Here is a 13,664-nt window from a genome sequence, read left to right on the forward strand (position 1 = left end):
ACTACGCTGCCGGGACCGGGTTGAGGTCACTGGGCTTGCCCACGGGAATCTTGGCACCGGTCAGCAGGACGGTGTTGGACTCGCCAGCTTCTGCCGCCGCAATTTCCTCGGGGGTTGCGGGGCGAATCTGCTCGCGCTCCAGCACGTACAGGTGCGAACCCTCGTCGCTGCCGTTGGGCTCGTTAATGAAGGCGCGGAAACGGCGCAGGCGGCGCTCGTCGCGCAGGGTTGCTGCCCACTCGTCCTCGTAGGAGTCAACGTGACGCTGCATGTCGCGCTCCAGGTCCTCGCACACGCCCAGGGAGTCCTCAATGAGGACCGACTGCAGGTGTGCCAGACCGTCGCCGTGCTCCTCATCCAGATCCTCAAGCCAGCGAGCGGTACGCTGCAGCTTGTCCGCGGTACGGATGTAGTACATCAGGTAGCGGTCAATGTAGCGGATGATGTCCTCGCTGGAGGCGTCCTTGACGAAGAGGCGACCGTGAGCGGGGTTCGCACCACCGTTACCGCCCAGGTACAGGTTCCAGCCGTTGGTGGTTGCAATCAGACCAACGTCCTTGCCCTGTGCCTCAGCACATTCACGGTTACAACCGGAAACACCGAACTTGAACTTGTGCGGGGAACGCAGACCGCGGTAACGGTTCTCGAGCTTGACTGCCATGCCGGTCGAGTCCTGAACACCGAAGCGGCACCAGGTCGAACCCATGCAGGACTTCACGTTACGCAGGGACTTACCGTATGCCTGACCGGACTCGAAGCCGGCATCCACCAGGCGCTCCCAAATGTAGGGCAGCTGCTCCAGGCGAGCACCGAACATACCGATACGCTGTGCACCGGTGATCTTCACGTACAGGCCGAACTCGTCAGCGACCTCTGCAATAACACCCAGCTTCTTAGCGGGAATCTCACCTGCAGGAATACGCGGAACGACGGAGTAGGTACCGTTCTTCTGCATGTTCGCCAGTGCGCGGTCGTTGGTCTCCTGAATACCACCGCGGCCTGCGTCCAGGACGTAGGAGTTGCGGAAGGAGGAGAGAATCGATGCAACGGTCGGCTTACAGATAGCACAGCCGTCGCCACCGCGGCCGAAGCGTGCCAGCACGGAGTCGAAGTCGTCCAGGCTGGTCAGGCGCACAGCCTCAGCCAGCTCTGCACGGGAGAAGTCGAAGTGCTCACACAGTGCCTTGGAGACGGTCAGACCCATCTTCTTCATCTGCTGTTCCAGAGTCTTCTGCAGCATCGGGACACAGGAACCACACTGGGTACCCGCGGTGGTGCAGGACTTCAGCGATGCAACATCGTGGTTGCCGTCAACGATAGCCTCGCGGACAGCGCCGAAGCTGATGTTGTTGCAGGAACACAGGATTGCGTCGTCGGGCAGTTCGGTGTCGGGGATGCCGTCGCCGCCGCCAGCTGCGGTCAGGTAGACGTTCGGCTCAGCGGGCAGTTCGCGACCGAGCAGGGGCTTCAGGGAGTCGAAGGGAGCGGTGTCACCGACGAACACGCCACCGAGCAGGGTCTTTGCGTCGCCGCTGGTCACGATCTTCTGGTACATGCCGCGTGCGGGGTCTGCGAACAGAACCTCGAGGCAACCCTCGGTGGTACCTCGGCGATCACCGAAGCCGGCAACCTGAACGCCGGAGAACTTCAGCTTGGTTGCGATGTCGAACTCTTCAACCTGAGCTTCTTCGTTGTCGTTGAGCAGGTTAGCTGCCACAGCGTCAGCCATAGCGTTAGCCGGTGCGACCAGGCCCCAGGTGCGGCCCAGCACGCAGGCAACCTCACCGATAGCCCAAATGTGCTCGTCGGAGGAGTGGCATGCGTCGTTGACGAGAATACCGCCGCGCTCACCCAGTGCCAGGTCAGCGTCGCGTGCCAGCTCGTCGTTGGGGCGAATACCAGCACCGAAGACCACCATGTCGGCGGGCAGGGTGCGGATTTCTGCATCCTCAGAAGGAGAATCTGCGATGGAGACGGAGACGACGTTGCCGTCAGCGTCCTTGTTGATACCGGAGATGTACACGCCGGTCTCAATGTCAATGCCGGTTGCCTTAATCTGGGCGTTCACGGCGTAACCGCCGCCCTGGTCAACCTCAACGGAGAGCAGCCAGGGTGCCACGTCCAGGATGGTGGGCTCTGCGCCCAGGTCCTTCAGACCCTCAGCTGCTTCGAGGCCGAGCAGACCGCCACCGACGACGACACCGCGGGGTGCGCGGCCGAGGGTGGACTGCAGGCGCTTGACCTCGGAGACCATGTTCTTCACGTCGTCAATGGTGCGGAAGACGTGTGCGGCGTCCGAGTTAAGAATGGGGATACGAACCGCGCGGGAACCGGTTGCGAAGACCAGCACGTCATAGGGGTACTCGTTGCCCTCGGTGTCGGTAACAACGCGGCGGGTGCGGTCAAGCTTCTCTGCGTGGCAGTTGTTGACCAGGTTGATGTTCTCTGCATTCCACAGTTCGGGATCACCGAGGGTCAGGTCCTTCTCGGTGTCCTTGAAAATCTTCTCGATAGCAACGCGGTCGTAGGGGATGTAGGGCTCGTCGTTGAGGACGGTGATGGTGTCCGCTGCGCGACCGGCAGCTTCAGCGCCTTCGTGGTACGCGCGTACAAAACGCCACGCAGCGGGGCCTGCGCCGACAACGAGAATGTTGCGGGGAGTGTGCGACATGGATTTTCCTTCCTAGTTGTAATGCAGGTAGTTCATGGCACTTATCTACCCTCAGTGTGCGACTGGATCGTGCCCAGCATTGGAACTCCTAGTTTCCGTACCGTTGGGCTCGTACCTGATGCGTACCGAGTAGTTGAAGCACCCGCTTCTTTAGAATGCATCTGAAAATTACGAAACATTTTTGTGTGGGATTATGTTGTTTTCTTCAGGCAGTCAAAAGGCGTTTTAAACTACGACTTTTATCGTACACTCTAGCGCGGGGTCGAGGCATCGAAAATCCGCATTTTTTGGGAAAATTTTCTAAAAAATCCGCGGAATATCGGGCTGAAATAGGGTATTCTTACCTTACCTGAAATTAAATTAGGTAAGGCTAATCTACAAAATTCAAGGTCGTCTTTTTAGGGTAAAAATAACCTTTAGCACCCTCCGCGTGCCCCATTTCCAAATGTGGGTTTCATAAGGTAAACTCCAAACAAAGAACACACGAACCGCTATTGTGTCCTGCACCCCGCGCGGCGCAGACCACCACTTCGAAAGGAAACCCTCATGGCTGAGAATTGGGTACGCATCTGCGCCGAATCTGACCTCGAAGAAAACTGGGGTGAAGTCGCCCTGGTCGACGGCTACCAGTACGCCATCTACAAGACCAAGCACGGCATCTTCGCCAGCGACCACCTCGACCCGCACAGCCAGGCGCTGGTCCTCGCACGCGGCATCGTCGGCGAGAAGAACGGCAACCCCACCATCACCTCCCCCCTCTACAAGGAGGTCTACGATCTGACCACCGGCGAGTGCCTCTCCGACCCCTCCTACTCCATCAAGGTCTACCCCGTAGAGGTCCGCGACGGCGACGTCTACCTCAAGACCGCCTAAACACTCACACTTCACAACTCAAACACAGCAACACAAAAAACCTCGGGAACATAACGTCCCGAGGTTTTTTGTATGGATTTTCAGAAGCCCCGAATCAGGTGAGTGAACAGCGAGCGCACTAGCCTGATTTTAAGTCATCTAGGCGGCATCCAGCTGGGCAATAGCGGCATCCATGCGGTCAATAAAGCACTCCGCCACCACGGCAGCAGAAGCACCACCCTGCGCGTTCACCAGCGGCGAGGCAACCTTCACCGGCACACCGGTCGACTCAGCATCACGGCGCATCTTACCGGCGAAGAAACCCTCCGCTAGAAGGTAGGTTGCAGCAAACTTAGGCTGATGCTCAGCAACCACCTCGTGGAACTTCGGATCGATAGCGGCAACGAAGCCGTGATGCACCGGGGTGTTCAGTTCCTCAGCCAGCAGCTCAGCGGCACGGCTCATGTCCGCGCGACCATCAGCACGAGAAGAACCCGCAGCACCCTGCACAACAGGGCCGTCGCCGGGAGTCCAACCAGCCTCTTCCAAGCGGGCGCGGGTCAGTGCGGCAAGGCGCGCATCCGGGCCCAGAGACTCGCCAATACTAATACGCTCAATACCGCTATTGCGTGCGGCACGGCGCAAATCCACCTGAGTGTGGAAACCGGTCGACAGCAGAATCGGCACGATCACGCAGGGCTCATCATTGGGCAGAGAGGCTGCGGCATCATCAACGCTGGGAGATTCCACATCCACATATGCGGCGTGGATACGGTACTCCACGCCGTCGTTACGCTGCGCGAGCAGGAACTTGATCTGCTCACGAATCAGCGTAATAGCCTCGCGACCGGCGACCGAGTCGGTGCCGTGCGAGGTTGCGATTACATTCAGAATAGTCATATTTCCATTGTATGAAAGGAACACCCCGCTTCCCCACTCATGAACACGAGTGACGAAACGGGGTGTTGCACGAAGGCTAAATTTTAGCTCTTGCGGCGGCGTGCCACGACCAGTGCGGTACCTGCAGCCAGGGTGATAGCACCAGCTGCTGCTGCGAACATAGCGCCGGATGCGCCGGTCTGTGCCAGCTTCGAGGAGGAGCTACCGGAGGTCGAGGAACCACCTGCGGAAGAACCACCGTTAGAGGAACCGCCGTTGGAGCCGCTCACACCCAAGTTGTCGGAGGCGCCGGAACCTGCGTCAGAACCGCCGTTGGAGCCACCCTTGTGGCCGGCTGCGTTCTGGTCAGCGGTGCTGCTCTCAGAAGCAGAAGCGCTCGCGGATGCAGACTCACTTGCGGAAGCGCTCGCGGACGCGGATGCACTCGCAGATGCAGACTCGCTAGCCGATGCGGTCACCGATGCGCTGCTGGAGCTGCTTGCGGAGCTCGATGCGCTCGCAGAAGCGCTCGAAGAAGCAGACGCGCTAGCGGATGCAGACGCGCTCACCGAGGGGGTCACAGCGGGAACGCTCGGAACCGCGGTCGGGGAAGCGCTCACCGATGCGCTCGGAGTTGCAGAAGCACTCGGGGCTACAGAAGGAGCCACGGATGCGGTCGGCAGAGACGGCGAGGTGGGCTCTTCCGAAGGTGCTGTGGTGGGTTCTGCGGTCACGCTGGGCTCAGCGGTTGCAGAGGGTTCCACGGTCGGCTCAGCAGTCGGTTCTGCGGTGACAGAAGGTTCTGCAGTAGCAGAAGGCTCCGCAGTCGGCTCAGCGGTGGGAGCAACGGTCGGCTCAGCAGAGGGTGCCTCGGTGGGCGCAACAGTCGGCTCAGCGGACTTAGTGGGCTCTGCGGTCGGCGCCTCGGTCGGAGCAACAGTCGGCTCCGCAGTCACGGTAGGCTCAGCAGAAGGCTCAGCAGAAGGCGCGACGGTCGGCTCAGCAGTCGGTGCCACGGTAGGCTCAGCAGACTTAGTCGGCTCAGGTGCCTTAGTCGGTTCAGGTGCCTTGGTCGGCTCGGGTGCCGGGGTCGGTGCCGAGTTCGCTGCCAGGCGGTTCAGCCACAGCTGATCCTCATAGGTGTTCGGGTTCTCGAAGCTGGTCGGGTAGATAATATCGCCGTTGGGCAGCTCGAGAGCGTTGTAGCCGCCGCTCTTGTCGGTCTTGCGCATCGAGGAGAGCACCACCTCGTTCACCTTGTTCAGGTTGTCATCCATGAACACCAGGCGGGAGCCGGATGCGTCCACCACGACCACGTTACCCGCGCGGGTCAGGAACATGGTGGCAACCTCGGTCTTCTCGAAGCCCTCAAGAGTTGCGGACTCGCGGACCACGCTGAAAGTGCCGTTCTCGTACTTGAGGATCTGCACCTTACCGCCGTACCAGTTGTTCCAACGGTAAATGTAGCCCTTGGGGCTAACCAGGGTCGAGGGCAGGGCGGTGGTGTACCCCTCGGGCGAGGAGTTCGGCACCAGGGACACGCCGTTGCTGCTCATGTGCAGCAGGTGACCCTTCTGAACCACCTTTTCGCCGGCCGCATCGTAGATGGAGGTCGACGGCGCGTACACGAAGCTGCCGTCGGGCAGCGGCGCGAGGGTCACGGTGTTGTTGGAGAACGAGTCGCCGTAGTACTCGTCGAGCGAGTAGGCGTTCACAACCTGCGGGTCGATGGAGTCGGGCTTCGGCAGAGCCTGCGAGGTTGCCTTGCCGGATGCGTCAATAATGGTCAGCTTGCCGCCGCCCTGACCGTCAATACTGAGGATGCCCCAGGTGTTGTTGGCGGGGTTGTAGCCGATTGCCTTGACGGTGTTGGCGCCGAGGTCTACGTCGGAGTAGGTACCGGAGGAGACGAGCTTACCCTCGGCGGTCACGGTGTACAGCTCGGGCTTGTTGGTCTCGCTGCCGATGACGAGCATGCGGTTGCCGTCAGCGTCTACCGCGAAAACGCCCTTGATTGCCTTCAGGACGCCGGTGTCGGTCATCTTCAGGTTGGAGCTGGTCAGCACGGTGTAGGTGGTGTCGCCACCGAAGCTCGGGGGTGCCACGTGCACGATGTGGTTCTGACCCAGACGTGCGGTGTTCTGGGGCAGGCTCACGCCCGCGCCGGTGTTGTAGGACTCGGCGACGCTGTAGGCGCTCTTGGGGGTGTTAGCTGCGCTACCGTTGTAGGAGATGCTCAGCGGGTCGAGGCTGGCGCCTTCGTTGTAGAAGTCGGAGAAGGCGTGGTTACCGTCGGCGGTCAGGTTCGCGGAGATGCCGCTGATGCTGACCACACCGTCCTTCTCGCTCTGCTTGGCGGTGCCGGTGCTCAGGGTCGCCATCTTGACTTCCATGGGGCCCTCGAACTTGCCGGAGGCGTAGTTCTTGGTGCGCACGGTCATGTAGAGGGAGCCGGTGCCGTCAGCGAGGTTCAGTTCCACGCGGGGGTTGGAGAAGGTGAGGTTCAGGGCGCAACCAGTTTCGGGGTCCTGACCTTCGGCGCAGTGGCCGGTGAACCAGAGGCGGCCGGCAGCCTGCAGGGTGACCTGCTTGCCGTCTTCAGAGACGGTGGTGGAGGTCGGGGTGAAGGTGAACTGCTTTGCGGTTGCGTCCCAGGATGCGCCGTCGGTCATTTCGCGGGGCATACCGTTGTAGGACAGGAAGGAGGCGCGCACGCCCCAGCCGAAGGATGCGCCAGCAGTTGCCTGGTCGCCTGCAGCGACATTCTGTGCGGCAACGTTCTGGGCAGCGATATTAATGTTCTCGGCGAGAACGGGTGCCAGGGGCAGGGCAACAGCGCCAGCAACGGCGAGGGCGCAGGCTCCCTTGGAGAGGCGGGTGCCAGATGTGAAAATCTTCATTGGTGTGTATCCATACTATCGACACTGTTAGGACAGGCTTACTATATCGACAGTGTGAGTATTTCTCAAGATACACACCAAATGAGCCATTTTATGACAAAACATCTCACAGCACACCGACAGGGCAATACCCCCTCAACATGCAACAGGGGCCGCCACCACCCCCAACTCCTACGCGACTAATCCTTCTTCGAGGTATGCATGCGTGACATGCCCAAAGCACCCAGAATCAGGCCACCACCCAGGGTCACCAAAATCGGCAGAAGAGGCGAGCTCTTATCCATGTTGCGGGTAATCTGCGCCTCCGTTGCCTTCACACCGTTCGGCGATCCAGGCTCAGTACGAACCTGAGAGGAAGAACCGTTCAGAATCGCGGCACGGCGAGACTGCGCCGCCGAATCAGTACCCGAAGGTAGGTTAGATTCGGGGGTCGCGACCTCAACAGGCTGCGCCTCCCCGGTGCGGTACCCCAGCGCCGAGGAAGACGCGGTGGCAGAGCTACCGGTAGCGCGCGGAATAGAAATCGTGGCGTCATTAGTACCCGGAGCCATGGCGGTATCAGCCTGAATACCGCGGGTCTTAGACGTGGAACCCGTAGCGGGTGCATTCGCGCCGGATGCGTCCGCAGTCTCAGAGGTAGATGCGGAAGGTACAGCAACCGGTTTCTCCTCGTTCACAGACGAAGAACCGGACGATGATCCACCGCCCTCAGAAGACGCCTGAGTCACCGTAAAACGCACCGTATTGAGCTGAAGGTTACCGTCACCGGCAGCATCAAAAGCCGCCACCAGGTACGTCCTACCAATCTGTAGGGACGCACCGGGCACACCAATCACCGCCTCGAAAGCGCCCGCAGAAATAGATTCCGGGCCAACGTGCACAATGGCGAGCGCGTCACCCACGGTGTTGCCATTGGAGTCGATTTCCATGACGATCAGGTCGTAACCCTTGTCATTCTGGGGGAAGTTCGTGGCACGGACTGTGACCGGCTTCGTATCATCCTGAGAGTCACCCTGCGAGTCCTGAATGGACAGGTGCGCCTTGCCCTTGCGCTGGTTCATCGGGTCGTACACGCTATTGTCTTCGGAGATAACGTACTGGCCAGAATCTTTGTTCTGCGGGTTGTCTACGGTACGGCGAACCGCGTCACCGTTCGCATCGGTGGATGACGTAGCGGTCGGCGAAGGCAGGTTTACCGCCTCGGGACTTGGGGTAACAGTTGCGTCAGCGGTTTCTGCTTCTTCACGCTCAATATCGACCGGAGGTTCGGTGGGCTTTGCTTTGCCGTTGCGCGGGTCAGCAGCCTCTACCAGGCGGTTCCCCCGCTCGGTCACAAAAAATTCGTAGGAGACACCGTGCGCGGTATCCTCCAGAACAATCACGTACACGACGTTAGAGTCCGTCGCCGGGCTCATCAGGAGGCGAAACTCCCCCTCCTTGGTCCCCTCAGCTAGGGTCGGGCTTTCCAGAACGGAGCCACCATACTCACCGGAAGGGGTGTAGAAGTTCACATCAACCAGAACGCTGGAGGCCTCCAGATCTTCAGGGAAACCCGTCCAACGTAGAAGGTAGCCACCATCCTTGAGCTGCGCCTTCATGGTGATGGTGGAGGCGGCGCCCTGCGTCTCCTGGTTGTCTTCAGCCTGGTTCGTGTTCAAGGTCGCGGTTTTTTGCACGGCAGAGTGGGTCGTGACGGGTGCTTCCGTTGCGACAGAGGGTACAACAAGCCCGCACTGAAGCCCCGCAACCAAAACGGTTGCGGTGACAATACGGTGCTTCGCTGAATAAATACTCATGCAATGCGTCTTTTCATGATGGAATTGTGCGTGCTACTGCCCATTCTTCATGCGCCTCAGGGAGCCTTTCGGGAGCGCCATACACCCGGATTTGTCGTACCATACTCCGCTTCATATTTCAGGTGAAGAAGACCTGACAATAGCTCGCATCTATTTATCGGTTATTTCAACCCTATCACGAACCTTAAGGTTTATTCACGCGAGGGTAGAGTTTTTTTGAACACCCTGAACGCACGACTCGCCCCCGCGATCTGCGCCAACAGATAGCGGGGGCGAGCATTCCTCATGAAACAACGAACATACTATGCGATGCCGCCAAAAAGCACGGATTAGGGGCGTTAGCCGCCGAGGACTCCCCTGCGGTGAGCCATCCACGCGGCACCAACCACCAGCGCCAAACCGGCGCCTCCAAGAGCCCAGAAAGCTACACCGTGCTGCGCAACCTCTTCACTAGCGGGAGACGCCGCCGAAGCTACAGCCTTCACGCCATCCTGACGATCAGCATTCGCGTTGGAGTGCACCTGGGTGGTATTCGAGTTCACCGTAGCGGAACGATTATTAGATTCCGAATGAACCACGGGGGTGAAACCCTTATTGCCATTACCAGAAGCTGCCGACGCCGCCTTTTCTTCATCCGTCAAAGCATCCAGCTTCGCGGTAGCAGCGATAGATGCCGGATCAGAACCCGAACTGTACGCCGAAATCTGATTGGTGCGAGTCGGCTCAAAAGCCGAACGCGGACTCATCGTACGTGCCTGAGCCAAAGCCTGCAGAGCCTGACGCTGACGCTCAGCCTTCGCTTCCTTTGCCTTGGACATGGCGCTCACCGCATCCAGGGTGGAGCGGGGTGCGCTCGCGGCTGACTGACCCGAGCCCGACTGGGTGTCATCAGAACGAGTCGAGACGGCACTAGTAGCAGCCGAGGGGCTACCCTGAGTGGCGCCGGTCGCCTCAGCTGTATTGGCGCTGGGCGTAAGCGATGCGTTTGCATCCTGGCGGGGCGACTCATCCTTCGTCAAGGAGGTTGAGTTGCCGGTCGCCTCGCCACTGACCTTGAATCGCACCGAGACAACTTCTTCCGCATACTCAGTATCGTCCGCACGCACCAGGTAGGCGGTGTACACCGAGCCGGTCTTCAGCAGAGAGCCGGGCATGCCAATCTCTTCTTTGAACGCGCCATTCACAATGCGATCAGAGCTGATGTGCGTAATGGACAGCGCATCACCCTTATGGTTGCCACTCATGTCGGTTTCAACCACGATCAGGTCGTAGCCAGCCGCGTTCGCGGGCACGCGCGCAGCGCTGATAGTGACCGGCTTGGTTTCCTTATCGGAGCGAACCTCAGCATACGCAACCTTCAGTTCCGTAGCACTCAGAGTCTGGGTATCACGCGAAGAGGTGGAGCCGCCGGGGACCTGCTCCAGCTTCTGCGTGTGGGTTTCGAGGTTCAGGTTTTCAGCAGACTCGGAAGGCACCTCAGTCTTAACCTTATCCTTGCTACCCTTCTGATCTGCATCCTGCTGGTTCTTCTGCTCCTCTTCGCGGAGCTTATCCAGCGTCTTCAGCTCGTCAATGGTGGGCACCTGGTGGGCAGCTTCCTTCTTATCCACCATTACCTCGTCAGAGTCGTCCTCTACCGGGATAGTGTGCGGCACGAGGGAGCCCTCAGAGATCATGAATTCGCCGTAGCCAGCATCGGAGGTCACCAGGTCCATGGCGCTCATGGAGTAGTAGCCTTCCTGGGGCATCTGGGGCATCTCAAAGGTGACCAGCATCGAGCCGTCGTCAGCACGCTCAACCTGCAGTGCGGACGGCTCGTAGGTGTCAGATCCGAGCACCGTGCCGGTGGTGCCGTAGTACTGCACTACCAGGTACACCTTGGAGGCGTCGCCCACGTAGCCACCCTCATAGAGGGGCGCGAGCTTAATGGTTGCCTGACCGTCCTTAATGGACTGCACGCGAATCTCGATGGTGTCGATTTCAAGTTCGAGGTCTTCGTAGGGGCAGTTTGAATCAAATTCGCTATTAACCAGAGCCGTCAGGCAATCATTCACGTTAATTGCTTCAGCCTCTACTGCGGAGGCGCCAGGAAGCACAAAAGCGCTTGCGCCTAGAGCGGCAACAAGCGAAAAAGCATGAATGCGTTTCGGAAGTCGAGTGATAGTCATGTGTGCCATTTCGATCGATGTATGCGCAAAGCGTGGACTAGGGACGGCTCACCACAAGCCCGGTGTTTCTATCCAAGTATTTGCGCACCAGTACGTCGGTTACACCCTAGCCTAACACGGATATTGCACTAAATGTTGTATTGCATTCATGTGCTAAAACTTTATGTCGCAATAATTACCGAAATAAAAGGGAATTAAATACTTTACTGAGATATAAATAACGCAAAATTCGAATGCCATAAAATATTCCCAGCAGTGCACTAAAAGAATTTTTTACACCGTCCCAAGGCGCGACAGAACCACTTTATAACAGAGCCACTGTATAACAGGGCCAACGCCCGGGCACACAGAAGGCGCCCCACCAAACACGCACCCACACGGCACGCACTCGACAGAGCGCCTCCCACTCAACAACTCCCCTACGAAGAGCCATGCCTCACAGCGCCAAGAAACGGATGCGCTGATTTACTCAGCACCCAGCTCCTCAGCACCCTCAAGGCGGCGACGATACACATTCACCGCCACAGCAGTACCCACAAAGGCAACCGAACCCAGCAGAGCAATACTCAGCGGCAAGGTACCCTCCGGCAGCGGGCCGTTATCCTGAGCGCTCGCCTCCAGCTTCGAACCGGCAGAATCACCGCGCGACTTCGAGCTACGCGTATAGAAACTACCCGAACCGGCGGCGCCCACATTCTCCTGCGGAGAAGCAACAGTCACCGTCTCCCCCTCAGGAGACTGGTAACCCAGCAGGTTCACCACGGTACGACCCGGTAGCATCACCGCATACCCAGACATCACCATCGTCGAAGGAACCACCGCAGTCTCAGCCACAGAACTACGAGTCTGCGCGGTAATCGCACGAGCAGACTGCTGCGCCTGCACAATATAACCCAGGGCGCTATCCACCGACGGAATCTTAGCAACCGAATCAGTCACCAAATCCTGAGCATCCACCGAGGCATCTGAAGAGTCCACAGCGTTCACACGGCCCGAAGGCGCCGAAGGGCTCACACGCTGATTCACATCAGAAATCACCGGACGAGCAGTAGTATTCGCAGGCTTCGGAGCCGAATCAACAGGAACAGCACGCTGAATCACGCTCACACCAAAAGCACTGGTTGCCATGAGCTTCAGCTCCTCGGCGGAGTCACCACCCACCACAACCACGCGGTAACGCTTACCCGCATGCAAGGAGGTTCCGGGCACCTTCAAATCAGCAGAGAAAGAAGCATCAGTCACCTGTTGCGGGCTCACGTGAGTGGTCGCCAGCGGCGAACCCACCGCACCGCCATCGGCAGGCATTTCAAAGACCATCACGTCATAACCCAGGCCGCTCTCCGCCACATTCCTAGCGCGCACGCTAATCGGCTGCAGCTCATCCGAGCCGCGCAGTTCTGCGGTGGAAATTTCCAGGGTTGCCTCGCGGGTCTCCGCGGGAGCCTGATCGGAACGGGAATGCACCAGCAGACGATCCTCGGTCACCTCCGCGGGCGCCGCATCAGCAGCAGACGCGCTCGCCGAATCAGAGGCGCTGGCGGAAGCGCTCGCGGAAGGACGCGCCGAAACTTTCTGCGATGCAGACGGCGCTTCAGAAGGCGCCGGGGCGACCGTCGGGCGCGGGCTATCCTTCGCGCCGCTCGGGGATGCGCTGGGGCTCAGGGACACCTCTGGGGTGGGATTCGCCTCCACGCGGTTAGCACGGGGAACGCCAGGGGTGTCAGGGAAGAAAATGTTCTGGCGGCTCGCCAGAATCTCGTCAACGGTCGCACCCTGTTCAGGCATGAACTCAACCGAAATAGCATCCTTGGTGCTCAGGTTCTGCACCTCAACCATGTACGGCTGCTCAACGTTCAGGCGCTGGTGAATACTGACCTCTAGCGCACCCTCATCGTTCAGAGAGGCAGTCATCTGGGAGGCAGGCACGGTCATCGCCGCCACGATACCATCGTCAACGGAAATAGCAACCAGGCGAACCCTCAGATTCTCCAAAGAAGTTACACCGGTCAACGACAGCAGGGTGTAGTCATTGCTCTGAGCAACCAGGTCCAGGGTAATGTCGTGGCTAACCATATCGGCGGCAACGGCGATGGGAAGTTCAGGCTTCGGGGTCTGCTGAGTCTGCGCGTGAGCGGCAGAGGCAAAGGTGGCGGGGGCCAGAGTTGCAGGCGCGACGGAGCCGCCCAAACCGAGGGCGGCAGACGCTACTAGCGCCGCGCCGCGAGCAGTTCGCTGCGTGGAAAACATGGTCACCTATTTTCGTGAGTGAGTGTGATGAATCGTCGTGTGACTCCTGCGCCCAAAGGTCGGAAGTAGGCGCAGAATAACGGTTCTCTGATATCGGTGACCGGAGGCGCTTCACAGCGACTCCTCACCCCGGGTGAACGAGGTGATAAAG

General features: G+C 59.3%; 7 protein-coding genes. 1 reads left to right on the forward strand and 6 read right to left on the reverse strand.

All coding sequences use genetic code 11. From position 1 onward, the window contains the following. Position 1 precedes the first annotated feature (1 nt). Positions 2–2,671 (reverse strand): nitrite reductase large subunit NirB, encoded by a 2,670-nt coding sequence (gene nirB / locus HMPREF2942_RS03695; RefSeq protein ID WP_070688422.1) that lies wholly within the window; start codon positions 2,669–2,671, stop codon positions 2–4. A 546-nt stretch (positions 2,672–3,217) separates the two neighbouring features. On the opposite strand from nirB, the gene nirD reads away from it, so the two are divergent. Next, a complete protein-coding gene (gene nirD / locus HMPREF2942_RS03700; RefSeq protein WP_060824684.1) occupies positions 3,218–3,544 on the forward strand; it encodes a nitrite reductase small subunit NirD in 327 nt (108 codons plus the stop codon). A 138-nt stretch (positions 3,545–3,682) separates the two neighbouring features. Here nirD and HMPREF2942_RS03705 read toward each other — a convergent pair whose 3' ends face one another. From HMPREF2942_RS03705 to HMPREF2942_RS03725, 5 genes are all read right to left on the reverse strand, one after another. Beyond that, positions 3,683–4,423 (reverse strand): sirohydrochlorin chelatase, encoded by a 741-nt coding sequence (locus tag HMPREF2942_RS03705; RefSeq protein WP_065423850.1) that lies wholly within the window; start codon positions 4,421–4,423, stop codon positions 3,683–3,685. An 83-nt stretch (positions 4,424–4,506) separates the two neighbouring features. Then, complete coding sequence (locus HMPREF2942_RS03710; RefSeq protein ID WP_070688423.1) at positions 4,507–7,302, reverse strand: HtaA domain-containing protein; 2,796 nt, start codon at positions 7,300–7,302, stop codon at positions 4,507–4,509. A gap of 179 nt (positions 7,303–7,481) precedes the next feature. Beyond that, positions 7,482–9,098, reverse strand: coding sequence for an enoyl-CoA hydratase (locus HMPREF2942_RS03715; protein WP_070688424.1), 1,617 nt, complete (start codon positions 9,096–9,098; stop codon positions 7,482–7,484). A 338-nt stretch (positions 9,099–9,436) separates the two neighbouring features. Next, positions 9,437–11,266 carry a hypothetical protein gene (locus tag HMPREF2942_RS03720; RefSeq protein ID WP_246824346.1) on the reverse strand — a complete coding sequence of 610 codons (1,830 nt, stop codon included), beginning with the start codon at positions 11,264–11,266 and terminating at the stop codon, positions 9,437–9,439. A gap of 465 nt (positions 11,267–11,731) precedes the next feature. Further along, the gene (locus HMPREF2942_RS03725) at positions 11,732–13,513 is read right to left on the reverse strand and encodes a propanediol dehydratase (RefSeq protein ID WP_070688426.1); all 1,782 of its coding nucleotides are present in this window, start codon (positions 13,511–13,513) and stop codon (positions 11,732–11,734) included. Between the last annotated feature and the right edge of the window lie 151 nt (positions 13,514–13,664).

This window comes from Rothia sp. HMSC071C12, assembly GCF_001813895.1.
GTDB classification, from domain to species: Bacteria; Actinomycetota; Actinomycetes; order Actinomycetales; family Micrococcaceae; genus Rothia; species Rothia mucilaginosa.

Bases quoted from the DNA above. Each gene is read 5' to 3' on its own strand.
- nirB (WP_070688422.1), bottom strand. From the start codon at position 2,671: ATGTCGCACACTCCCCGCAACATTCTCGTTGTCGGCGCAGGCCCCGCT.
- nirD (WP_060824684.1), top strand. From the start codon at position 3,218: ATGGCTGAGAATTGGGTACGCATCTGCGCCGAATCTGACCTCGAAGAA.
- HMPREF2942_RS03705 (WP_065423850.1), bottom strand. From the start codon at position 4,423: ATGACTATTCTGAATGTAATCGCAACCTCGCACGGCACCGACTCGGTC.
- HMPREF2942_RS03710 (WP_070688423.1), bottom strand. From the start codon at position 7,302: ATGAAGATTTTCACATCTGGCACCCGCCTCTCCAAGGGAGCCTGCGCC.
- HMPREF2942_RS03715 (WP_070688424.1), bottom strand. From the start codon at position 9,098: ATGAGTATTTATTCAGCGAAGCACCGTATTGTCACCGCAACCGTTTTG.
- HMPREF2942_RS03720 (WP_246824346.1), bottom strand. From the start codon at position 11,266: ATGACTATCACTCGACTTCCGAAACGCATTCATGCTTTTTCGCTTGTT.
- HMPREF2942_RS03725 (WP_070688426.1), bottom strand. From the start codon at position 13,513: ATGTTTTCCACGCAGCGAACTGCTCGCGGCGCGGCGCTAGTAGCGTCT.